The organism is Candidatus Methanocrinis alkalitolerans (genome assembly GCF_029167205.1).
Lineage (GTDB): Archaea > Halobacteriota > Methanosarcinia > Methanotrichales > Methanotrichaceae > Methanocrinis > Methanocrinis alkalitolerans.
Map to the genome: position 1 here is coordinate 1 of NZ_JARFPL010000038.1, position 21808 is coordinate 21808.

Consider the following 21808-nt stretch of genomic DNA (forward strand, 5'->3'; position numbering starts at 1 on the left):
CTCTGCGTTTGAGGGTGTAGGAGGTCGAAGGAAATGGCAAAGAAACTGTCACTTAAGCTGAAGAAGAAGGAACCTGAAGCAGCAGCCGCCCCCGCCGCAGCAGCGGCACCGGCGGCGGGAGCAGCCCTCGCTTTTGCGATGTCTGCGGGCGGGGCTGGAGGGATCAAGCTGGTCCTCAAGGACGCAAAGGTTACCATCGAGAAGGTGACGCTCGCAAAGTAGAGCGTCCGCCTTTCTCGTTCCGTCTCCATACCACCCATTTTTTATGCCCTTTTTTATGCCCTTTTCCCCCCTCTGCAAAATTATTCGATCATCAAAATGATCAGAAGGGAACGTTTAAGTATTAGTTTCTCAGGTTATTCCCAAATGGAAAGGATGGTCGGATGGAGTCGGTAATGGTTTAAGAAAAGGAGGAAATGAGATGGCAGATTTCTACACCCTTGGTCTCACATATTGGAGAGTGATCGCCCTTACCGTTTTGGTATTGGGTGTTTGGATCTACGGCATCTACTTCAACTTCAAGAAGTGGGGGATGGGGTCCACCGGTTATCAGGATGAGCTGCGACACAGCTTCTGGCTCTTTATTGCTACATGGATTCATCAAGCTTTCAAAGATGGCGTATGGGTATTCGTAAAGACCTTCGTCCTCGACGTCCTCCTCTTGAGAAGGACTCTCAGGAGGAGCCCCGTGAGATGGGCGATGCACATCACCATCTTCTATGGATTTGTGATCCTCGCCGCCCTATCAGGCGTCGGATTGCTCTTGGACACCGTCATCCACTTCAACCTCCTGGGATACGCTCACCAGGCGGAAGTGATATTTGATATGATGGCGCTGCCCTTCGATATCTTCGGCTACATGCTCTTATTCGGGGCTACCATAGGGGTCGCGAGGAGGGTGTTCCTCCGGGAGGTCAGAGCACGGACCTCTGCCTACGACGTGGTACTCCTGGGCGGCGTATTTTTGATCACCATCACCGGTTTCTACGCCCAGTGGATGCGAGGCAACTCCTTTTTGGTGGGAGACGTCTTCTCCTACCCGATATACGCGCCCCACTTCGCCCTGATTCACACTTTACTGGCGCTGGCTTTATTCGCCATAATCCTTCCCTGGAGCAAGTACATGCACGTAATAGCCGCGCCGCTGACGATTCTCGCAAACAGAGGAGGCGAATAAGATGGCAGATGCAGGAAACGAGAAGAAGCCCCTCGTATCAGGGTTCCTCATGTCCACCCAGTTCATGGAGCTGGACGGGTGCACCCGGTGTCAGGAGTGCATGAAGTGGTGTCCCACCTTCGATGTGAGGCAGGACCGGCCCGGGATAACCCCCATGTACAAGATCGCCAAGTTCAGGGAGCTATTGGGAAGCCAGTACGGCCTCCGGGCGAAGCTCTTCGGTCCCAAGCCCCTCAACGAGGACGAGATCGACATCTGGAAAGACGACGCGTACATGTGCACCACCTGCGGTGTCTGCGGTACCGTCTGCGAGTCGGGGATAAACACCGTGGAGCTATGGGAGGCTATGAGGCCCAACATGGTGGCGAGAGGAAACGGCCCCTACGGGAAGCAGTCCTTCTTCCCCGGCCTCCTCGGAAAAGACAGAAATCCCTTCCAGGCAAAGCAGTCTGAGAGGCTCTGCTGGGTCCCCGACGACGCCACCGTCCTGGAGTCTGAGAAGGTCGCCTACTTCGCCGGCTGCACCGCAGCCTATCGGCAGCAGGCCCTGGGCGTCGCCACAGTCCGGCTGATGAACTCCCTGGACATACCCTTCTGCATGCTCGGCGAGGACGAATGGTGCTGCGCCTCGGCTCTCATCAGAACGGGACAGAGGCCTGTAATGCGGGATCACGCCGTTCACAACATCGATGCCCTGAAGGAGAGAGGGGTCGAGACCGTCCTCTTCGCTTGTGCCGGCTGCCTCAGAGCTGCCACCATCGACTGGCCCAGGTGGTATGAGGGTTACATCCCCTACAAGACGATGCCCCTATCCGTTTACCTGAGGGATAAGGTAAGGAGCGGCGAGGTGGAGTGGAAGAGGCCCCTGGATTTCAAGGTCACCTACCATGATCCCTGCCACAACGGAAGACATCTGATGCACGTCAAGGGAAGAGACTGGTCCTTCGAGGCCCCCAGGGACATCCTCAAGTCGATCCCTGGAGTCCAGTTCGAGGACATGGCCAGGTCGAGGGAGTTTCAGAGGTGCTGCGGCGCCGGCGGCGGCGTCAAGGCCGGGATTCCAGATCTAGCCCTCGACTGCGCCAAGGCTCGGCTCGAAGACGCAGATCTGATCGCAGCCGACATTATTGCCAGCACTTGCCCCTTCTGCAGGAGGAACATAATGGACGGACGTGCGGCCCTGACGGAGGCGTCCGACGTCAAGATCGTGGACGTGGTGGAGATGATGGCCGCAGCCATGGGCCTGGACACCACCATCCCCGACAACCCCTACATGCAGTTCCAGGAGCAGGACGTCATAGTCTGCGAGGAAGTCTGCGAGATCGAGACGATCGAGAGGAAGGCCGAGGGGAAAGATCTCGTAGGAGAGGCCCACTAAAACCTTCGGAAAACGGCCGGGTTTTTGAGAATCCCGGCCTTCTCGCTTCTCCTTTTCTATCTTTTTCCCTTCCCTAATCTCCGTCGCTCACTTTCCTGAGATCACATCACGGGCCTTGAGTAGATCGTATCCCTGGTGTAGCCTATGACCTGTACCTCTCTTCTCTTCGGCGCCTCCTCCACGGGTGGCGTCATCGTCAACTCCTGGAAGTCAGAGATCCCCCCCGATATGGCGGGGACGAAGGTGAGGGGCTCCGGGGACGCCGGCTCGTAGAGGGAGGTGTCGGGGCTCGTCAGCGTCGCCGAGAACGACCCCTTCCAGGCGGAGCCGGTCTCGTCCGAGGAGACGAAGGTCCCCGCCATATCCCCGGACTCGGTGATGGCGCCTGTCATCCTCGCCGCCGTCAGGGGAGTTCTTATCAACAGAACCTCCAGGTCGAGGCGTCCCCCATCGATCCGTCCCGTCACCATTCCGTTCCAGGGTCCCGGGACGTCGCCGGTGGAGGGACCCGAGACGGCGGTCCCCATCTGGAATATGGCGGCGGTGAACTCTGCCAGGGGGAAGAGATCGTCGCCTGCCGCCCCATCTCCATCGCATCGGAAGGCCCAAAGCCCCGAAAGGCTGGGCTCTTCAGCGGCGAGGCCTGTGGTCGATATCGCCAAAAGAGACGCCAGGGCTGCCAGGATCAAAAGCGGATCTCTGCCCTTTCTCCTCCGCATATCTATGATCATCAGCTTTATCGTATCGGACTGAGATCTATTAAAGGCGACGGAAAGGGTAAACCATAGGGAGGTTCCAGGGGATGGCGAGGCTTTCATGACCACCATAAGGGATCCTGTCCACGGTTACGTCAAGCTCGACGAGGTGGCGATGGATCTCGTCGACACCCGGGATATGCAGAGGTTGAGGTGGGTGAAGCAGCTGGGGCTCGCGAACCTCGTATACCCCGGAGCCAACCACACCAGGTTCGAGCACAGCCTCGGAGCCTACCACCTCTCCGGCCTTCTCGCCCGCCATCTCGAAGTCTCCGAGGAGGAGGCTTTGGAGATCCAGGCTGCGGCCCTCCTCCACGACGTAGGCCACGGCCCCTTCTCCCACGCCACCGAGAAGGTCCTATCCGCCTTCCTCCGGGAGGAGCACGAGAAGGTCGCAGACCGGCTGAAGAGGGGAGAGCTGGGAGACGCCTTGAGAGATCACGGCATCAGACCCCACCGGATTCAGATGCTGATCAGAGGGGAGGCCCACCTCGGCCAGGTGGTGAGCGGAGAGGTGGACGTCGACAGGATGGACTACCTGACCCGGGACGCCCACTATACCGGCGTCGCCTACGGCGTCATCGATCATCAGAGGCTGATGGATACGATGGTCATAAGGGACGGCCAGCTGGCCCTGGAGGAGGGGGGCGTCCACGCCGCCGAGTCGCTCCTGGTATCCAGGCTTCTCATGTACCCGACGGTCTACTTCCATCACGTATCGAGGATAGCGCAAGAGATGCTGGGCTCTGGGGTCCGGGCGATGGTGGAGGAGGGGGCGGATCCCCGGAAGATCAGGGATATGGATGATCTGGAGCTTTCGGCTGCCATGACCGGGGCTGAGGGATACCCCGGAGAGATCATGGGGAGGATCAGGATGAGGCGGCTCTTCAAACGGGCGGTCTACGTCGGCCGGGACCTGCTGGAGTCGCCGGGGATCGTCGACCGGGGAAGGGAGGATAGGATCGCCGAGGAGATAGCAGATCAGGCGGGCATCGATCCGCGCTACGTCCTCGTCGATAAGCCCGCCCTTCCCAGGATCGCCGAGGGGAACGTCTCCATCGCGGGAAGGGACGGCGAGAAGAGGCCGCTGCGGGAGGTATCACCCCTGGTCACCATCATGGAGAGCGCTCATCTGGCAGCCTGGAGGCTCGGGGTTTACACCACCGAAGAGAACCGGGAGAGGGTGAAGAGGGCGGCGATGAGCCACCTCCAGATCGGGACCTGCCCCGTCCAGCACACCTTAGAAGACCTCTGACTTCGAGGAGGAGGGGTCGTACTCGACCTCTATGGTCACCGATAACCTTTAAGTCGGCCCGGAGCCGAGTAGAGGAGGATGGTCGCCGTTGACAACAAGCTGATAGTCAAGACGGTTCAGTCGATGAACCAGCACCTTCCGGGGAGGAGGAAGAGGCTCACCGAGCTTCTCAAAGAGGAGAAGCCCGGGATCCGGGGAAAGGACAACACATTTTACATCATGGACAAAAAGGAGCTGAAGCTCATATCCGAGTCCGTACCCCGTTACCTCTGGGACCGGCTCAGGCTTCCGATCCTCATAGAGATGGCTCCTCAGTACGGCAGCGGCTCGGCCCGGATCCAGGGGGAGGCAGAATGTATGCTGGCAAAAAAGCTCCTCAAGATCGACCGGGGTGACCGGAAGATGGTGATCGTCTACATGCCGGAGATCAGGGAGCTCAGGAGGAGCCTTCCCACCACCAGCCAGTACGCCTTCGTCACGTCTCTGAGATGAACTCGCTTTAATTTTTATAGGATGGGGACAGATTAAGGGCTTTGAGGTGTTTTGCGATGGCAGAGAAAATACTGACCGATGCTGTGAAGCTCTTCGAAGAGAAGATGGCACAGGGCAAGTACACTGAGGCGGCGAAGATCAGGGAGGACTATTCCATACCCGCCGATATGCTTCAGGGATCTGTAGAGAAGGAGTATCATAAGCTCCTGAGACTTGGAGAGCACTCGATAGCTGCCGACCTTGCCAAGGATTACGCCCTCCCCGATGATCTCGCAAAGGCGGCGGCAGCAAAGTCTTTTCAGAGGAAGGTGGATCACGAGCACTACAAGGCGGCGGCGGAGTACGCCAAGAAGTTCGACCTCCCCCCGCAGATGACGAGGGGGGCGGCGGTCCAGGCCTACGAGAAGAGCATGGACTTCGGCCTCGCCAAGAACGCCGCCGAGATCGCCGTCCAGTTCGACCTCCCCGCCGATATGAGGATAGCGGCTGCGGAGAAGGCCTTTTTTGCGCATATGGACTCCGGCCTCTACAGAAAGGCCCAGAAGATCGCCGAGAAGTACGACCTATCCGAGGACCTCCTCCGAGAGGCTGAGACGAAGGCGAAAGGGCGGAGCTGATCCATGGGCCGAGTCCTTCTCACCGTAGGAGGGTCCGACTCCTCCGGGGGCGCCGGGATTCAGGCGGACGTCAAGACCTTCGCCGCCCTGGGCTTTCACGGAACCTCCGCCATAACCGCCGCGACGGCCCAGAACACCCTGGGGGTGAGAAGGGTATATCCCCTCGCCCCCGAGGCGGTGGCTTCCCAGCTGGAGGCGCTCGTCGAGGACTTCGAGATCTCCGCCGCCAAGACGGGGATGCTCTCCTCGGCTGAGATCGTCTCGGAGGTCGCCGGGTTCTTCGAGAGGAACGATATTCCTCTGGTGGTCGACCCTGTTATGGAGGCGGAGGCGGGAGGCAGGCTCCTCGACCCTCAGGCATTAGACATCCTCAGAGAGAGGCTGATCCCCCTCGCCCGAATCGTGACCCCCAACATCTTCGAGGCGGAGGCTATCACTGGGGTCAGGGTATCGGACGAGAAGAGCGCCCTGCAGGCCGCCTCCGCGATCCTCGATATGGGGGCCGAGGCAGCCGTCGTCACCGGCGGCCACCTCCAGGGGACCGACTTTCTGGTGACTTCCTTGGGCCATATCGAGATCTCCGGCAGGAAGGTGGTGGGGGGTAACCACGGCGTCGGATGCACCTACTCTGCCGCCCTCACCGCCTTTTTGGGGCGGGGCTGGGATCTGAAGAGGGCTCTTGTGGCGGCAAAGAAGTTCGCAGCGGCCTCCGTCAACGAGAGCTTCGACGTGGGCAGGGGCGCCTCTCCGGTCAACCCCCTGGGCGACGTCCTGGAGAGGGCCGATAGGTTCGACGTCCTGACGGAGGTAGAGCGGAGTGTGGCGATCCTCCTCGCGGAGGAGGCCTTCGTTCATCTGATCCCGGAGGTGGGATCAAACCTGGCGATGGCGATCTCCGCCGCCAGGGGACGCGAGGACGTCGCCGCCGTCGAGGGGAGGATGGTGAGGGCGGGGTCCAGGGCCGTAGGATGTGGTGCCGTCCGGTTCGGGGCCAGCGGCCACGTCGCGAGGGTGATACTGTCGGCGATGAGCTTCGATCCAGAGACTAGGGCCGGGATGAACATCCGTTACGGCGAGGACGTCCTGGAGGCGGTGGGGGCCCTCGGCCTATCCACATCTCAATTCAGAAGAGAGGATCAGCCTTCGTCCTCAAAGACCATGAGCTGGGGGACGGTGGAGGCGATAGAGCTCTTTCAATCGGGTCAGGGGTCTTCCTCCTGCGCGTCGTCCGGCGCCTCTCCCCTCGTTCCCGCGGCGATATGGGACCTGGGGGGGGTGGGCAAGGAGCCGATGGTGAGGCTTCTGGGCCGATCTGCCCGAGAGGTGGCAGGTTCAGCGGTACGGATAGCCAGGCTTCTGCGGTTCAGACAGGAACCTATAAATTGATCTTCGATGCTCTGACATTGCGGTTCTTTATTTGGAGTGTCCTATATGGGAAGTGTAAAGCCGAACTATATCAAGAATTTTGCAGATGACCTGATGAAGGCGTACCAGGGTTCCTTCAACGCCGATTTCGAGCATAACAAGGATATGGTCTCGATGTATACCGATATCAGGTACAAGACCATTCGCAACCGGGTCGCGGGCTACATCACCCGTCGAGTCCAGATCAGAGGGGAGTAAGGTGAATGTTTGAAGGTGTGTTGCCGGCGATCATCACGCCCTTCAAAGAGGACGGAGAGCTGGATGAGGAGGGGCTCAGGGGAAATATAGAGTTCTTCGGCGATGCCGGCGTCTCTGGGATAGTCCCCTGCGGCACCACCGGCGAGTCCGCCACCCTCACCTTCGAGGAGCACAATAGGGTGGTAGAGGTCGCCGTCGACTCGTCGAAGGTGCCAGTGGTGGCGGGTACCGGCTCCAACAACACGAGAGAGGCGGTGGAGCTGACGAGGCACGCCGAGGATGCGGGCGCCGATGCGGCCCTCCTCATAACCCCCTACTACAACAAGCCCAACGACCGGGGGATGGAGGCTCATTTCAGGACGGTGGCCGAGAGCTGTGAGATCCCGCTGATCCTCTACAACGTCCCATCGAGGACAGGGATCAACCTCAAGCCCGAGCTGGTGGCGGAGCTGGCGAAGATCGGGAACGTCGTCGGCATCAAAGAGGCGAGCGGTAACCTCTCCCAGGTATCGAGGATTATCGAGCTGACCCAGGACGAGGAATTTTTCGTTCTATCCGGAGACGACGTCCTCACCATCCCCATAGTGGCCCTTGGAGGAAGGGGAGTAATATCTGTGGTGGCGGACGTGGCTCCGAGGAAGATGGTGGCGATGGTGGATGCGATCTTCAGGGGAGACCTCGAGACTGCCAGAAAGATCCATTACTCCCTCTCCCCCCTCGCCGAGGCGCTCTTCCTGGAGACGAACCCGATCCCGGTGAAGGCCGCGACGGGGATGATAGGGCTTTCCGCGGGCCCCCTCCGGCTCCCCCTGGCGCCGATGTCGGAGAAGAACGAAAAGAGGCTGAAAGAGGCCGTCGACCTTCTGGGCGAGTTTCGATGACCGCGAAGATAGCCGTGGCGGGGTCCAGGGGGCGGATGGGCCAGCTGATCATCGAGGAGGTCAGAAGGTTCGACGATCTGGCTCTGGTGGCGGGCTTCGACATCTTGGGGATCGGCGACCCGTTGGGAGGTGGCGTCGCAGTCTCTGACCCGTCGGATATGGGCGAGGTGCTCATCAGGTCGGGAGCCGAGGTGCTCATCGACTTCACCATCCCCGCCGCCACCCTGGAGAACGTTCAGACGGCCTCCCAGGAGGGCGTCAACCTGGTGGTGGGAACCACCGGTTTCACCCCGGATCAGAGGAGGGTGATGGCCAGCGCCATCGAAGGGAGGGTGGCCGCCGTCATCTCGCCGAACTACAGCGTCGGTGTCAACCTTTTCTGGAGGCTGATCGATGAAGCCGCCAGGTCGCTGTCGGGGTACGACATCGAGGTGATGGAGGCCCACCACAGAAACAAGATGGACGCCCCCAGCGGTACTGCGGCGGAGGCGGTGAGGGTCTTGGCGGAGGCTACAGGCAGGGACGGAGTAGTCTACGGAAGGGAAGGCCAGGGCCTCCGGGGAGATGAGATCGGAGTTCACGCCATCAGGGCAGGTGATATCGTCGGTGATCACACCGTCCTCTTCGCCGGCCCCGGCGAGAGGCTTGAGATAAAACATCAGGCCTCCAGCAGACAGGCCTTCGCCACCGGCGCGGTCCGGGCCGCAAGGTGGGTGGTGGCGGTCCCCGCCGGGATTTACTCGATGGCCGACGTCCTCGGCCAGAAATAAAAACCCAGGGAAGAAACCGGCGAGACTCCAGGGAGACGCCGGCGTTGGAGAGATGTACAGGCTAGATCGAGACGATAGATGCCTCTTTTTTGAGGGACGGAAGGTGGTGCCCACCTCTGTGGAGGGGAACGCTGTTGGGTTCTGCCCTCTCTGCGACGGTGAGCTCGCCTCCATAGCCTACTACCGGATATCCGGAGGCTGGATGGTGGCGGCCCGCTGCCGGGGTTGTGAGAAGCCCCTCCTCCTGGAGTATGATTCGAGCTGGTCCTGGAAGGGGGAGTTCGATCTGGGGGTGGCGGCGCCGGAGAAGCCCGCAGAAGAGATCCGCAAAGCCTCCGGCATCCTGGCCCTCTCTCGAGAGGAGCTGGAGACGGTCTTCACCCCCGCGGAGCTGAGGGATATGGAGCGGTGTGAGAGGGGCGAAGCCTACACCCGGCAGAACCTCTACCGTGCCCGGGCCAAGTACGATAAGTTCGAGAGGCTCTTCGGGGTGAGGATAGATATCTGACGAGGAGAGGGCAGCCCGGAGAAGATAGGTCGTCATGCCGATGGCGGAGGCGTGGGCAGCCCAGGGAAGATAGGTCGTCATGCCGATGGCGGAGGCGAGGGGCCTTCCTGAGAGAGACCCATCACCCGGGATAAAAAAAGAAGAGCATCACCGGAGAAGACTCCGGACAAAAAGAGGATATCGGAGGGGGCTGTCGCGGACCTTCCGACCGCGGCCTTCCTCAGAATATCGCTGCCATGGCGTAAATCGGCACTATAAAAGCGATCAAGAACCCGACGACCATCATCACGATTGCCAATCCATTATCTCCCATGATTATCCTCACCTCAGCATGTTCAGCCAGTTGACGGTGAGATGGGCCGAGGTTGTATTAATTACTATCGGAGGGTCTCAAATCGGAGGGTCTCAAAGATCGACGGCGAAAGGGGGGGTCCATAGTTCCGAAAATTTCATATCGCATCCAAGGTATAAATTCGATCTGAATTCAATGAGATCGATACTCTTCCGGGCCCTATTCATCGGAATGATCTTCTTCTCCCTCCCCTTTTCGGGGACGGCGACCGAGTTTCGCCCAGATGGCGCTGATGTAGCAGAGGCCGCGGATCTGAACAACCGGGGGATGGTCCTCTACGCCTCCGGAGACCTCCAGGAGGCAGAATTTAGCTTTCGCGCATCTTTAGAGAGGGCGGAGCGGGTCCTGGGGGACGACGACCCCAGCGTCGCCATCGTCGTAAATAACCTGGGGCTCGTCCTCCGAGACCAGGGGGACCTTCCTGGGGCGAAGCGCTGCTTTGAGAGGGCCCTCGGCATCGGGGAGATGAGATACGGCCCCGACGGCCCCATGGTGGCCACATACATGAACAACCTGGGGCTTGCCCTCCGGGATATGGGGGATCTCCCGGCCGCGAGAGCCTATTTTGAGCGGGCGCTTCTGATCGAAGAGGGGGCTTACGGCCCAGACCACCCCAACGTCGCCATAAACGTCAACAATCTGGGGCTAGTCCTCCAGGAGATGGGAGATCTGGAGGGGGCGAGGGCCTGCTTTGAGAGGGCGATAGATATCGACGAGAACGCCTTCGGTCCCCACCACCCCAACCTCGCCGCCGACGTCAACAACTTCGGGGGCCTCCTGGTGGAGCTGGGGGACCTTCCTGGGGCGAAGGCCTCCTTCGAGCGGGCTCTTCTGATATGTGAGGCGGCCCGCGGTCCCGACGACCCCATGGTGGCGACGACAGTCAACAACCTGGGGCTCGTCCTCCTGAAGATGGGGGACCTTCCTGGGGCGAAGGCCTCCTTTGAGCGGGCTTTTAGGATATCGATGGAGTCCCGGGGCGCCGATGATCCCATGTCGGCCAATTACTCCGAGAACCTCGCCCTCGTCGATGGGATGATGATGGGGGCCGGCATCACCGGACCCTCTTACATGGAGGGCCAGATGACTTGCGGAGATGCGCCCGGAGAGTTCGGCGATGGGGGTGACCGGCTCTGCCGATAATAGAAGACGAAGAAGGGCTCCGAGAGGTCCTCGAAAAGAGCAGAACCGTAGCCGTCGTCGGGATATCCCCCGACAGATACAGGCCCAGCTACTTCGTCTCTGAAACGGTGAAGAGGTACGGCTTCAAGATCTACCTCATAAACCCCCAGCACCAGGGTGAGGAGATCCTGGGTGAGGCGGTCCTAGGGTCCATAAAGGACGTCCCGGAGAAGATAGATATCCTGGACGTCTTCAGGCGGCCCGAGGCGGTCTACGATCTCGCAGAAGAGGCCCGAGAGGTGGGGTTTGAGACCTTCTGGCTCCAGCCCGGCACAGAGAACCAGGAGGTCATCTCTGCCCTCCACCGGGAGGGGAGGTCCGTCGTTGCGGGGATCTGCATCAAGACGTGCTGCCAGCTTCTCCTTTGAGGCTGGCCCGCGGGTATGAGGAGGATCTTGGCCGGATAAGGTGCGGCGAGAGAGGTGGTGGCGAGAGTGGGGGGGGTGGAGAGGATAGCTCATCGATCTCTGAAGGTCAGAAGTTCGCCTCCACGACCCTCCCGGAGAGGACGTCCTCCTCGGTCACCTCTACTTCCCGGAAATCTCCACCTACGAAATCTTCCACCGGCCCCACAATGTAGGGGCCCATGGCCCTCGTTCCGGTCGTTGCGTCGGTGGAGTAGGGTACGGTGATCTCGTAGCGGCCATCCACAGGTATCGCCGAGTTGTAGTACTGAAACCTCCTCCCCTGGTTTGACGTCATCTCCAATATGGCCCCCATCGGCTTCTCGTAAGAGGTGGTGCCGGAGATCGTAGCGCCACTGACCCTCTCGAAGACCTTCACCTCCCTCGTCGGGAAGATGAGCCCCACCGAGTTATTCGACTCGAAGACGAGACGGAAGTGGCCGAGGTTCGAGCAGTCCAGGAGGTGAAGCCTCGCCAGGATGGTGCCCATGAACCTTTTTTTGTGGTCGTAGGTGACGAGGTCCCAGTGGGTGTATATGGTGATGTAGCTCTCTGGATCTTCGTCCGCCCAGCTGGCGATGGCCGGAAGCTTGCTGTATACCATCTTCGCATCGGTCGCCACGTATCGAGCGTCCCTTCCCTCTGCTATGGCCACCGCCTCCACTTCGTCTTCGGAGAGGAAGAAGAGGGCGGCGTCCCTCGCCCCAGCCTGGAAGTTGTTAGCCACCACCGGCCTTTCCGATAGGTAAAGGATCCAGTTGCCGTAATCCCACCAGCTCAAAATTCCATACTCCGCGGCCCGGAAGGGCGCCTCGTACCCCGCCGTAGCTGGCGTGTTCTTCTCCATCCAGTCGAGGGTCTCCATCCAGTCTCCAGAAACCTCCGGTCGATACCGTCCTATCTCTCCGACCCCGACGAAGCTGGGAAGAAGGAGGAGGGCCAGGAGGGCGATGGAGAGGGCTTTGGTCGTCGAGGGTCCCGCCCTTCCGGAGGCCTTCAACCTGTCGGAGGCCCAGAAGAAGAGGAGAGCGACGAGGATCGATCCGGAGATGGAGAAGAGGTAGAGAAATCGGACCTGAAAGATCGCCAAGACGAGGGTGAAGGCTGCATAGATCAGAAAAAGCGCCCGGTCTCTTGGAAGGCGGGGACGGGATGCCGACGATATCGCTACCCCAAGGCCCAGAAGGGCGACGGCGAAGCCGAGGAAGGGCAGGGATGGGAAGTCGAGGGTCCGATGGAGCGGCGCTGCCTCGGCGATCCTCTGCCCCGCCGCGCCGCCCAAGAAGAAGTAGTCCAGCCCCGACGAGAGGAGAATCTGAGCTTTTGGGGCAGCGCCGGTGACGTAGCCCAGGAGGATGGCGGCGTAGCCGGATACCGCCACCGCTGGGATGAAGGCGATCCATGTCACCTTCTTTTCGGCGAAGAGGCGGGATAGAAGGCAGAGAACGCCCAGGGCGGCAAGAGACCCCAGGGCTCCGAAGAAGGAGGGTACGAGCCAGGGCTCGTCCCAGAAGGGCAGGATGAGGAGGAGAGCCGTCCCGAAGGTCGCCGCCAGGGGGACGATCGTCTCCTGGGTGCGGGCGCCGCCCCGGAGGTCGAGGGCGACTTGTATCGTCGCGTAGATCAGGATCGCGCCCATGTAAATCGGCGCCCCAAGCCAGGTATAGGCGACGGCGGCCAGGAGAGCCCCCGCCGCGGCCCCAAACCAGACCCTCCCATCTCTTTCGGATAGGGCGTACGTCAGGAGGACGAGCGCAGAGAAGATGAGGAGCGACTCCAGTACGTCGTGGTCTGCCACCCCGAAATGGGTTCGTCCGATATGTTTCGGATCTATGGCGAGGATGAAGGCGGAGAGGATCGCCACCCTCGTGCCGAAGAGCTTCTTCGCCAGGATGTAGACCGTCAGGATCATCCCAGCTCCCAGGATTGGTGGGGCGAGGGCCGCCGTCATCTCGACCGCCCGGATGCCGCCTCCGAAGAGGATGGCGACGGCCGCCACCGCCTGGTCGAATAGGGGCGGCCAGGTGAGATCGAGCCCCAGGGGATGGTTGAGGTAAGAGTCGAACCAGAGGGTGGTGGGGAAGTTCTCCGCGGTGAAGAAGATCCGGCGGAGGTGGTAGAAGGAATCGTACCCGAAGAAGAGGACGTCACCATCGACGATCGAATTCTTCGCCGGGATCAGCCTCATCAGTAGCCCCAAAACCAAGGCCCCAAAAACCCCCCAAGCCTCGTACGACTTTCTTCGATCCATCAACCTCTGCCTCGCCCCTCTCAGCATAGAAAGCCCGCTTCTCCCCGACTTCCAGCCTATGTATGGCCTTCGTTTCCGAATCCTTTTAACACTTACTTTTAAGGCTTATCTACTGGCCGGTCGCCTTTCGTTTGAGGGGACGCCCAGAAGCCCTACGGGCGGGGCTGAAAAAGTATTTAGTCTGGGATGTCGTCACCCCCTCGGTCAGATTGGAGAAAGAGATGGGATCGATGGCGGAACCGGCTTGCGACTTTGACCTATGGGTGATCTCAGTCCTGGGAAAGGACCGGCCGGGGATAATCTGCGACCTTCTGGAGGCTCCGGCGAAGATGAAGGTCAACATCGTCGACCTCGACCAGAGGATCCTCCAGGGTCGCCTGGTGATGTCAATGGTGGCGGACTTCGGAAAGGCCGACGCGACACCGAAGGAGCTTGAGGCCGCCCTCCAAAGAACGGCGGCGGATCTCGGAGTCGAGGTCAGCTTCCTACCCATAGATCAATACCGGGGTAAGCGGATGGGGAGAAAGAACCTCCATGTGGTGACGATCCTCGCGAGGGACAGGGTGGGGATAATCTACGACGTCGCGACCCTCGCCGCCGAGAGGGGGGTCAACATCGAGAAGGCCCTCGTCACCGCGAGAGGCGAGTTGATATCCATCGAGTTCGTTATGGACTTCGGCCCCCTCGATGCCGAGAGGCTCCGGGGGGATCTGAAGGCCGAGTGCGAGAAGCTGGGCCTCGACGTCGTCGTCCAGAGCCTGGACAAGTCCAGAAAGGAGAGGCGGCTCATCGTATTCGACATGGACTCGACGATAGTCGACTTCGAGACGATAAATCAGATGGCATCTTTTGCGGGGGTCGACCGGGAGGTGGAGGAGATCACCATGCGGGCCATGAACGGAGAGCTGGACTTCGAGGAGGCCCTGAGGAGCAGGGTCCGCCTCCTGAAGGGGACGCCCGAGGGGGCGCTGGAGGAGATCGCAAAGAACATACAGCTAACCCCCGGTTCCGAAGAGCTGATCCACCACCTCAAAGAGGTGGGGTACAAGACCGCCCTGATCAGCGGCGGCTTCACCTACTTTACCGACATCCTCAAGGAGAGGCTCGGCTTCGACTACACCTTCGCCAACGTCCTGGAGATCAGGGACGGGGTCCTCACCGGCGAGATCGAGGGTGAGATCATAGACGGAGCCGCCAAGGGGAGGATCGTAAATGACCTCGCCGGCCTCGAAGGGATCAGCTCCGACGGGGTTGTAGCCGTCGGCGACGGGGCCAACGACTGCCTGATGATCCAGAACGCCGGCCTCGGGGTCGCCTTCAACGCCAAGGAGATCCTCAAGAAGGTATCTGACGGGAGCCTCTCCAAGGAGAACCTCATAGGCCTATTGAACGTCCTGGGGCTCGCAGACAAGGGCGGGGATCTCCTCTAGGGCTAGCGCACTCCACTGCCCCCCGGAGGGGCTGTCCGCCGGATCCGGAAAAAGCATTTATACTTGACGGATTTTAATGACTCTGATTCGTTGATTATCTAGTATCGGAGGATTGAATGATTTGACGACTGTTTATGACGTGCCTCCCAACAACCTGATAGATGCTGTGGCAGAAGAGCTGAAGACCAGCGGGAAGATCGAGCCGCCTGAGTGGTCGGCTTATGTGAAGACTGGAGTGAACAAGGAGATGCCCCCAGTAAACCCGGACTGGTGGTACGTGCGGTGCGCATCGGTCCTCCGCCGCCTATACATCGACGGGCCCGTGGGCGTATCGAGGCTCCGGTCCTACTACGGCGGAAAACACAGAAGGAAGACCGTCACCGGCAGCTTCGCCAAGGGGAGCGGGTCTGTCTTGAGGGTGGCGCTCCAGCAGCTGGAGAAGGCGGGTTACGTAAAGAAGATGAAGACAGGACGGCAGCTCACCCCCCTGGGCCAGTCTTTCCTGGACAACATATCTCATCAGGTCAAAATAGAGGTACAGAAATCGATCCCGGAGCTGGAGAGGTATTGATCCATGGATATGGATGATGAGCTCGCAGAGCTGAAGCGCAAGAGGATAGAAGAGCTCCAGAGGCAGCAGGCCGGCTCCCAGATGTACGCCGCCCAGCAGGCCCAGCAGGAGCAGATGCAGCAGGAGATGGAGGCCCGAAAGCAGGCGATTCTGAGGGCGATCCTCACCCCCGAGGCGAGGGAGAGGCTCAGCAGCATTAGGATGGCCCGCCCCGAGTTTGCATCCCAGATCGAGTCTCAGCTGGTGGTCCTGGCCCAGAGCGGCCGGCTCCAGAGCGCCATAACAGACGAGCAGCTCAAAGCCATACTCAAACAGATTCAGCCCAAGAAGAGGGAGATCAACATCACCAGGCGATGAAGGTCGTAGTTCTCTTCAGCGGCGGCAAGGACAGCGCCTTAGCCTCGATTCTTCTGGAACCGTTCTTTGATGTGGAGCTCGCGACCTTCGCCTTCGGTCGCCACGATACGGACGAGGCGGCGAAGGGGGCGGCAGAGGTTTTGGACCTCCCCCACAGGACGATCGTCTTCGAGGACGGAGTTGTGGAGGAGGCCCTGGAGATTCTCCTCCGGGCGGGATATCCGAGGGACGGACTCAACCACCTCCACAGAAACGCCCTCGAGGTCCTCTCCAAGGAACGGGAGTTTCTGGCCGACGGGACCAAGAGAGAAGATCGGGCTCCCATGATGACCCCTGACGGGGTCAGGAGCCTGGAGGACAGGCGCAAAGTCCATTACATCAGGCCTCTGGCGGGGTACGGGTCCAAGACGATCAACGACCTGGCATCTCGCTATTTGGACTTCGAGACGCTCCCCAGCGAGGACCGGCCCGCCTCCGACTTCGAGGTAGGGCTGAGGCTGGCGCTGGAGGAGAGGTTTGGGCGGGAGGCGGTATCGAGGATATTTCCCGCCCACCACATGCACACGAGAGTAGTCAGGAGGAAGAGGATTTGAGCAGGAGAACCAAAGGGAAGAAGATCAGACACGCCAAGGCCTTCGGCCAGAACAGGCGAGTGCCCGGCTGGGTGATCATAAAGACGATGCGAAACGTTGTGAGCCACCCCAAGAGACGTCACTGGAGACGGAGCAGCATAGAGTGAGGGTTGATGATGGCGGAGACAGAACGAGTTTATACGATTCCTTTGAGGGAAGTGAAGAAGGCTCCGAGGTGGAAGAGGAGCAAGAGGGCTGTGGACGAGGTGAGAAAGTACCTGGCGAAACATATGAAGACGCCCGTCGATGAGGTGAAGATTGGCGCTGGCCTCAACGAGGCGATCTGGGCGAGGGGCTCAGAGAAGCCACCTGCCAGGGTGAGGGTGAAAGCGGTCAAGTTCGATGATGGCGGGGTTGAGGCGGAGTTTGCAGGCGAACGGATCAGATAAACGGCTGAAGATAGCGGGAAGCTCCCTTCTGGGGGTCTTCGGCTGCTGCACCGAAGAGGCGGTGCTGGTCCCTCCCGAGACGGTCGATGGGGCGATGAGGGCGATCGAGAGGCACCTGGGGCTCGTCCCGCTGAAGATGACGGTGGCGGACAGCTCCGTCGTGGGGTCCCTCGTCTGCGCCAACAGCCGCGGTTTCATCCTTACGCCTCACGCCAGCGAAGAGGATATGGCGAGGCTATCTCCCCTCGGCAGGGTGGCCAGGCTCCCCGGAAAGATCAGCGCCGCAGGAAACGTAATCCTCGCCAACGACACCGCCGCCCTGGTCCATCCGGGGCTATCGGACCGGGCATGCGAGAGCATAAAAAGGACCCTGGGCGTCGAGGTCCGGCGGGGTACCATCGGCGGCCTCAAGACCGTCGGGATGACCTCCGCCGTCACCAACCGGGGCGTTCTCACCCATCCGAGGCTATCGGAGGCGGAACTGGCGGATCTGGAGGACCTCTTCGGCCTCCCCGTCGACGTGGGGACGGTGAACTTCGGGTCTCCTCTGGTGGGGTCGGCGATCCTCGCCAACGGCAAAGGGTACGTCGCCGGAGACGAGACGACGGGTCCGGAGCTGGGCCGGATCGAAGATGCTTTGGGTTTTATGGGGTAATCTTATGGTCGATTTTGAGATCAAAGGGAAGTTCAAGGTGAAGAACAGCTGGCAGTCCTTCTCCAAGGTGATCGAGAGCAACAGCGAGAAGAACGCCGTGGAGAAGGCCTACTCCCTCCTGGGGAGCAAGCAGGGAGTCAAGAGAAACCTGGTGAAGATAGAAGAGGTGAAGGCGCTTGGCTGAGTCCCCGGCTGTTCCCAGCGAGGAGGAGGTCAGGAGACTCCTGATGGTTTATCAGCAGCGCCAGGCCGAGGCCGAGGCGATAGTCCGGCAGCTGGGGCTCTTCCAGCTCTCGATGGAGGGGTGCGAGAAGGCCCTCAAGGCGGTGGAGGCGATGGAGGCGGCCGAAGATGGACAGGATATGCTGGTGCCCATCGGCCAGGACTCCTTCGTCCACGCAAAGCTCTCCACCAAGGATAAGGTGATCGTGGGGGTGGGCGCCGGGGTGAGCATCGAGAAGAGCGCCGCCGACGCCAAAGAGGATCTCAGCAAGAGGAAGGCTCAGCTATCGGAGGCCTCAGGTAAGCTCAGCCAGACCCTCTCCAGGATCGAGGAGGAGATGGGGAAGATCCAGTCGATCGCCGCCCAGTACGAGAGGCAGTTTTCAGAGTAGGGGCGAAAGAGTTGTTCAACAGGTTCAAGGAGAGGCTTAAGGGGTTCAAAGAGGCCGTCTCCACCAAGATCCAGGAGAAGGGGGAGGCCGAAGCCAAGAAGGCCGAGGCGAAAGCCGCCGACAAGTCCAACGCCGAAGAGAAGAGGCCCACCCAAGATAAGGGCGGAGCAGTCGCCGCAAAAGAGGGCAAGGCGGGAGAGGAAGAGGCGGGACAAGTCCAGAATAACGGCGCGAAGGCGAAGCAGTCCTTCACCTCCAGGGCAAAGTCCCTCATATTTGAGCAGGAGGTGGTCCTGGACGAAAAGGACCTCGCCGACCCCCTCTGGGAGCTGGAGATGGCCCTCATGGAGAGCGACGTCGCCCTCCCCGTCGCCGAGACGATCGTCGCCACAGTGAGAGACGAGCTCGTCGGGCGAAAGAAGAAGATCCGGGCCGACATCGGCGAGATAGTCGAGGAGGCGCTCAGGTCAGCCCTCTTCAAGGTCCTCTCTGAGAACTATTTCGACGTCGACGAGTTCATCGCGCGGGCCGATAAACCGGTGAAGATCGTCTTCGTCGGGGTGAATGGGACCGGCAAGACCACATCCATCGCCAAGGTGGCGAGGTACCTGAGAGATCGGGGCTACTCCGTCGTCCTCGCCGCCGGGGACACCTTCCGGGCCGGGGCTGTGGAGCAGATCGAGGTCCACGCGAAGAACCTGGAGGTGAAGCTCGTCAAGCACAAGGACGGCAAAGATCCCGCAGCCGTCATCTTCGACGCCGTGGAGTACGCAAAAGCCCACCACAGGGACGTCGTCCTCGCGGACACCGCAGGGAGGCTTCACACCAACATCAACCTGATGGACCAGATGAAGAAGATCGTGAGGGTGGTGGACCCCGACCTTCTGATATTCGTCGACGAGGCGATCGCCGGAAACGACGCCGTCGAGAGGGCGAGGCTCTTCAACGAGGCGGTGCCCATCGACGGAACGATCCTCACCAAGACCGACGCCGACGCCAAAGGGGGCGCCGCCATATCCATATCTCACATCACAGGAAAGCCGGTCCTCTTCCTGGGGGTCGGCCAGGATTATCCAGACCTGGTGAAGTTCGAGCCTGACTGGCTCCTGGATCGGCTCCTGGGGTCATGAAGGGGGCTTTCAGCCCCAAAATATCTTTCTTTGGAATTCAGAGGGTATCGTCCTCCCCCGATAAGGGGACGTAAAGGGGCAGGCCGGCGCTCTTCTGGATCGCCCTCGCCCGGCTCAAGTACTCCTTTATCATGACGGGGAAGGTCCTCGCCTCCAGGTACCTCAGGCCCAGCTGCTCCGCCCACTTCTGGACCCCCAGATCCTGCGATATGACCGCAGCGTTCAGCTCCTTTGCCAGGAGGAGGAGGTCTATGTCCGGTCCGCTGTCGAGGATGCCGTAGCGGAGGGCGTTCCTGTACTTCTCCCGGAACTTTCTCACTATCCCTCCCACCGCCTCCCTCTCGATCTCGTCTTTCATCGACGAAAGGTCTCCTTCTGTGGCGCTGAGGGCGATGCACCTGGCCACCGCCTCCCAGATCGCCCCCTCGGCGACGTTCATCCCCTTGTTAATCCTGCTTCTCATGTAGTAGACGTACTCGTAGAAGACCTTGGAGGGGATCTTCACCTCGTACCGGTCCGGGGTCATCTTGACGAGCCAGGTGTCGACCTTGATGAGAACCGCCTCGTCGCAGTCGTTGTGCTTGACGAAGTCCCTGATCTCGTTGTAGACGGAGGGGTAGGGGATGTAGCAGCTTATTCCGAGGTGGAGCCTCGCCTCGGCTATGCAGTCGAGGATGGCGTTCATCCCCTCGCAAATGTCGGTACAACCCTCCCCCTCCCAGGCGAGGGAGTCGGTGAGGGCTGTGGTATCTAGCACGAACCTCTGGCGCAACATCTTGGCCAAGTATGTACGTCGTGATATAAGACCGCTTTCCCGTCCCATCTCCACCGTATTTAAAGGATGAGCGCCATGGCGGACCTTGCGCCGAGGTCGCGTCCCATCCCCGAAGAAGGGGTCGGCCTTCCGGCGGGATGGATGCGGTGGTATCTTTGAAACCCCTGGTCTTTTGCCTGAGCAGAATCGAGAACCTGATGCAGAAGGTGAGCTTCGACCCCCAGAAGATGGAAGGCGCTATCATCACCAACACCACCATGGTGGACCTGAAGATGCTGGACTCTACCTTGCGGATATTTCGGGACGTCATGGAGAGCGGCCTCGCCGTCAGCCCCTACCTGAAGGTGGAGACGTTCGGGAGCAGGGCCAAGATACTATCCGCCTGCAGCATCACCGTCAGCGCCGTCCTCCTCAAGGCGGGGGTCCCTGTGAGGCCCCGGGGCGGGGGGGTGATCGAGGTGATCGACCGCGAGCCTGTTCGGTTCACCGACATGCTGATGTACTGGGCGACGACGATCGACCCCATCGACGTCCTCATCAGCCAGGAGCTTACATCGGTTCTGGAGATGATGCAGACGGGGAGCGGAAGGATCCTCGGGAACCTCCAGGAGGCTCCGATGCTGGCCGTCGAGAGGATCGAGGAGAGGCTCGAGGTCTTGGCGGAGGCCGGATTTTCTGGGGTCTTGGACCTGGGTGAGCCGAACATGAACGTCCTGGGGGTATCGGTGGAGCGGGACCACGTGGGCCTGTCCCTCGTCGGAGGTACCAACATCGTCGCCGCCGCCATGAGCCATGGGATAGGTTTGAAGACCGAGTCTATAAGCAGCCTCACCGAGATCGGGGAGATGACCCACATCCAGGATCTCGTCTCGTAGCTGGAGAAGAGGCGGACGCTACCGTCTCCCCCGGGCGACAGGAGAGGAGGAGTACGCCAGATCGATCTCCTCGCCTTTTGAGGCGACCCTCAGAGACGGGGACCGAGCTCTTTATAAGATCATTCACCAACTAATTTTCCGTCAACTACCCGCCAATGAATTGGCGGGCATGATGCTCGCCAGTATTGGGGGCTTGCGGCTCCGCAAAAAATCGGGCCACGATGGGCAGGTTGACGGCCACCCTTGCAGCTATGTTTCGAGCTGCGACGGTGTCAGCAGGGCCAGAGAAACCACAGCAGACACAGGCAAACTGATATCGAGTAGGTCGGTTTGACCGGGATATATGATGACAAACGGGGCATTCCTGGGAAGTATAGGCAGGGTCGATGTAGACCACTGGAACTCCAGCGATCGCTGCCTTGTACTCGAGGAACTGGCTGAGCTGATAGAATCCCCAGCTATGCTGTTTGCGTCTCTGAGCCTTCGAAACCGTCATCCTCTCCCGGATACCCTGAAGATCTTCGAGGGCGATCACGGAAGAGGTGTATTTGGCTTTCGCAACCAACTTTTTGGAGATGCAGTGGTTTACGTCCCGACGAAACCTGGCTTCTCGACCCGAGAGTTTCTTGAGATGACGTTTGGCGCTATCGGTCCCACAGCTTTGAAGATCGGCCTTGAGGTTATCTATCTTGGATCGAACGGTCTCGATACCGTCACCGGAGAACTCTTCGCCGG

At 60.3% G+C, this 21808-nt stretch carries 28 protein-coding genes; 24 read left to right on the forward strand and 4 right to left on the reverse strand.

Features of this window, described 5'->3' with window-relative positions:
* The first annotated feature begins 33 nt into the window (after nucleotides 1-33).
* The 3 genes from P0O24_RS10315 (at nucleotide 34) to P0O24_RS10325 (ending at nucleotide 2555) form a co-directional block, all read left to right on the forward strand.
* Nucleotides 34-222 (forward strand): hypothetical protein, encoded by a 189-nt coding sequence (locus P0O24_RS10315; RefSeq protein WP_316969671.1) that lies wholly within the window; start codon nucleotides 34-36, stop codon nucleotides 220-222.
* Between the two features lie 199 nt (nucleotides 223-421).
* On the forward strand, nucleotides 422-1177 hold the full coding sequence (locus P0O24_RS10320) for a heterodisulfide reductase (protein WP_316969672.1): 756 nt from the start codon (nucleotides 422-424) through the stop codon (nucleotides 1175-1177).
* A gap of 1 nt (nucleotide 1178) precedes the next feature.
* Nucleotides 1179-2555 (forward strand): (Fe-S)-binding protein, encoded by a 1377-nt coding sequence (locus P0O24_RS10325; protein ID WP_316969673.1) that lies wholly within the window; start codon nucleotides 1179-1181, stop codon nucleotides 2553-2555.
* 101 nt (nucleotides 2556-2656) lie between these two features.
* On the opposite strand, the gene P0O24_RS10330 is transcribed toward P0O24_RS10325, so the two are convergent.
* Complete coding sequence (locus tag P0O24_RS10330; RefSeq protein ID WP_316969674.1) at nucleotides 2657-3286, reverse strand: hypothetical protein; 630 nt, start codon at nucleotides 3284-3286, stop codon at nucleotides 2657-2659.
* Nucleotides 3287-3371: 85 nt separating this feature from the next.
* On the opposite strand from P0O24_RS10330, the gene P0O24_RS10335 reads away from it, so the two are divergent.
* The 10 genes from P0O24_RS10335 to P0O24_RS10380 all read left to right on the forward strand — a co-directional run bounded on the left by P0O24_RS10335 (nucleotide 3372) and on the right by P0O24_RS10380 (nucleotide 11358).
* Nucleotides 3372-4565, forward strand: coding sequence for an HD domain-containing protein (locus P0O24_RS10335; RefSeq protein WP_316969675.1), 1194 nt, complete (start codon nucleotides 3372-3374; stop codon nucleotides 4563-4565).
* A gap of 78 nt (nucleotides 4566-4643) precedes the next feature.
* Nucleotides 4644-5057 carry a DUF61 family protein gene (locus P0O24_RS10340; protein WP_316969676.1) on the forward strand — a complete coding sequence of 138 codons (414 nt, stop codon included), beginning with the start codon at nucleotides 4644-4646 and terminating at the stop codon, nucleotides 5055-5057.
* 56 nt (nucleotides 5058-5113) lie between these two features.
* A complete protein-coding gene (locus P0O24_RS10345) occupies nucleotides 5114-5674 on the forward strand; it encodes a hypothetical protein (RefSeq protein WP_316969677.1) in 561 nt (186 codons plus the stop codon).
* A gap of 3 nt (nucleotides 5675-5677) precedes the next feature.
* Entirely contained in the window at nucleotides 5678-7060 is a 1383-nt protein-coding gene (gene thiD / locus P0O24_RS10350) for a bifunctional hydroxymethylpyrimidine kinase/phosphomethylpyrimidine kinase (RefSeq protein WP_316969678.1), read from the forward strand.
* A 45-nt stretch (nucleotides 7061-7105) separates the two neighbouring features.
* On the forward strand, nucleotides 7106-7297 hold the full coding sequence (locus P0O24_RS10355) for a 30S ribosomal protein S17e (protein ID WP_316969679.1): 192 nt from the start codon (nucleotides 7106-7108) through the stop codon (nucleotides 7295-7297).
* 5 nt (nucleotides 7298-7302) lie between these two features.
* The gene (gene dapA, locus P0O24_RS10360; RefSeq protein ID WP_316969680.1) at nucleotides 7303-8178 is read left to right on the forward strand and encodes a 4-hydroxy-tetrahydrodipicolinate synthase; all 876 of its coding nucleotides are present in this window, start codon (nucleotides 7303-7305) and stop codon (nucleotides 8176-8178) included.
* Complete coding sequence (gene dapB, locus P0O24_RS10365) at nucleotides 8175-8948, forward strand: 4-hydroxy-tetrahydrodipicolinate reductase (protein WP_316969681.1); 774 nt, start codon at nucleotides 8175-8177, stop codon at nucleotides 8946-8948. Before dapA ends, dapB begins: the two co-directional genes overlap by 4 nt.
* 52 nt (nucleotides 8949-9000) lie before the next feature.
* Entirely contained in the window at nucleotides 9001-9456 is a 456-nt protein-coding gene (locus tag P0O24_RS10370) for a hypothetical protein (protein WP_316969682.1), read from the forward strand.
* A gap of 487 nt (nucleotides 9457-9943) precedes the next feature.
* Nucleotides 9944-10951, forward strand: coding sequence for a tetratricopeptide repeat protein (locus P0O24_RS10375; protein WP_316969683.1), 1008 nt, complete (start codon nucleotides 9944-9946; stop codon nucleotides 10949-10951).
* On the forward strand, nucleotides 10951-11358 hold the full coding sequence (locus tag P0O24_RS10380) for a CoA-binding protein (RefSeq protein WP_316969695.1): 408 nt from the start codon (nucleotides 10951-10953) through the stop codon (nucleotides 11356-11358). The genes P0O24_RS10375 and P0O24_RS10380 overlap by 1 nt, the downstream gene beginning before the upstream one ends.
* A gap of 106 nt (nucleotides 11359-11464) precedes the next feature.
* Here P0O24_RS10380 and P0O24_RS10385 read toward each other — a convergent pair whose 3' ends face one another.
* Nucleotides 11465-13645 (reverse strand): STT3 domain-containing protein, encoded by a 2181-nt coding sequence (locus P0O24_RS10385; protein ID WP_316969684.1) that lies wholly within the window; start codon nucleotides 13643-13645, stop codon nucleotides 11465-11467.
* Between the two features lie 230 nt (nucleotides 13646-13875).
* Here P0O24_RS10385 and serB point away from each other — a divergent pair, with 230 nt between their 5' ends.
* The 10 genes from serB to ftsY all read left to right on the forward strand — a co-directional run bounded on the left by serB (nucleotide 13876) and on the right by ftsY (nucleotide 19423).
* Nucleotides 13876-15075 (forward strand): phosphoserine phosphatase SerB, encoded by a 1200-nt coding sequence (gene serB / locus P0O24_RS10390; RefSeq protein WP_316969685.1) that lies wholly within the window; start codon nucleotides 13876-13878, stop codon nucleotides 15073-15075.
* Nucleotides 15076-15196: 121 nt separating this feature from the next.
* Complete coding sequence (locus P0O24_RS10395; protein ID WP_316969686.1) at nucleotides 15197-15646, forward strand: 30S ribosomal protein S19e; 450 nt, start codon at nucleotides 15197-15199, stop codon at nucleotides 15644-15646.
* Between the two features lie 9 nt (nucleotides 15647-15655).
* The gene (locus tag P0O24_RS10400) at nucleotides 15656-16003 is read left to right on the forward strand and encodes a DNA-binding protein (protein WP_394356770.1); all 348 of its coding nucleotides are present in this window, start codon (nucleotides 15656-15658) and stop codon (nucleotides 16001-16003) included.
* Nucleotides 16000-16596, forward strand: a complete 597-nt coding sequence (locus tag P0O24_RS10405; protein WP_316969688.1) for a DUF7411 family protein — start codon at nucleotides 16000-16002, stop codon at nucleotides 16594-16596. Before P0O24_RS10400 ends, P0O24_RS10405 begins: the two co-directional genes overlap by 4 nt.
* Nucleotides 16593-16742 (forward strand): 50S ribosomal protein L39e, encoded by a 150-nt coding sequence (locus tag P0O24_RS10410; protein WP_316969689.1) that lies wholly within the window; start codon nucleotides 16593-16595, stop codon nucleotides 16740-16742. Before P0O24_RS10405 ends, P0O24_RS10410 begins: the two co-directional genes overlap by 4 nt.
* Before the next feature lie 9 nt (nucleotides 16743-16751).
* Nucleotides 16752-17024 carry a 50S ribosomal protein L31e gene (locus P0O24_RS10415; protein ID WP_316969696.1) on the forward strand — a complete coding sequence of 91 codons (273 nt, stop codon included), beginning with the start codon at nucleotides 16752-16754 and terminating at the stop codon, nucleotides 17022-17024.
* On the forward strand, nucleotides 17002-17679 hold the full coding sequence (locus P0O24_RS10420; protein ID WP_316969690.1) for a translation initiation factor IF-6: 678 nt from the start codon (nucleotides 17002-17004) through the stop codon (nucleotides 17677-17679). The genes P0O24_RS10415 and P0O24_RS10420 overlap by 23 nt, the downstream gene beginning before the upstream one ends.
* A 4-nt stretch (nucleotides 17680-17683) precedes the next feature.
* Nucleotides 17684-17863, forward strand: coding sequence for a 50S ribosomal protein L18Ae (gene rpl18a / locus P0O24_RS10425; protein ID WP_316969691.1), 180 nt, complete (start codon nucleotides 17684-17686; stop codon nucleotides 17861-17863).
* The gene (gene pfdA, locus P0O24_RS10430; RefSeq protein ID WP_316969692.1) at nucleotides 17856-18293 is read left to right on the forward strand and encodes a prefoldin subunit alpha; all 438 of its coding nucleotides are present in this window, start codon (nucleotides 17856-17858) and stop codon (nucleotides 18291-18293) included. Before rpl18a ends, pfdA begins: the two co-directional genes overlap by 8 nt.
* 11 nt (nucleotides 18294-18304) lie before the next feature.
* Complete coding sequence (gene ftsY, locus P0O24_RS10435; RefSeq protein WP_316969693.1) at nucleotides 18305-19423, forward strand: signal recognition particle-docking protein FtsY; 1119 nt, start codon at nucleotides 18305-18307, stop codon at nucleotides 19421-19423.
* Between the two features lie 37 nt (nucleotides 19424-19460).
* Here ftsY and P0O24_RS10440 read toward each other — a convergent pair whose 3' ends face one another.
* The gene (locus P0O24_RS10440; protein ID WP_316969694.1) at nucleotides 19461-20198 is read right to left on the reverse strand and encodes an RNA ligase partner protein; all 738 of its coding nucleotides are present in this window, start codon (nucleotides 20196-20198) and stop codon (nucleotides 19461-19463) included.
* A 146-nt stretch (nucleotides 20199-20344) separates the two neighbouring features.
* On the opposite strand from P0O24_RS10440, the gene P0O24_RS10445 reads away from it, so the two are divergent.
* Entirely contained in the window at nucleotides 20345-21073 is a 729-nt protein-coding gene (locus P0O24_RS10445; protein WP_316969697.1) for a DUF128 domain-containing protein, read from the forward strand.
* 145 nt (nucleotides 21074-21218) lie between these two features.
* Here P0O24_RS10445 and P0O24_RS10450 read toward each other — a convergent pair whose 3' ends face one another.
* Complete coding sequence (locus P0O24_RS10450) at nucleotides 21219-21782, reverse strand: RNA-guided endonuclease InsQ/TnpB family protein (RefSeq protein WP_316969698.1); 564 nt, start codon at nucleotides 21780-21782, stop codon at nucleotides 21219-21221.
* Nucleotides 21783-21808: the final 26 nt, after the last annotated feature.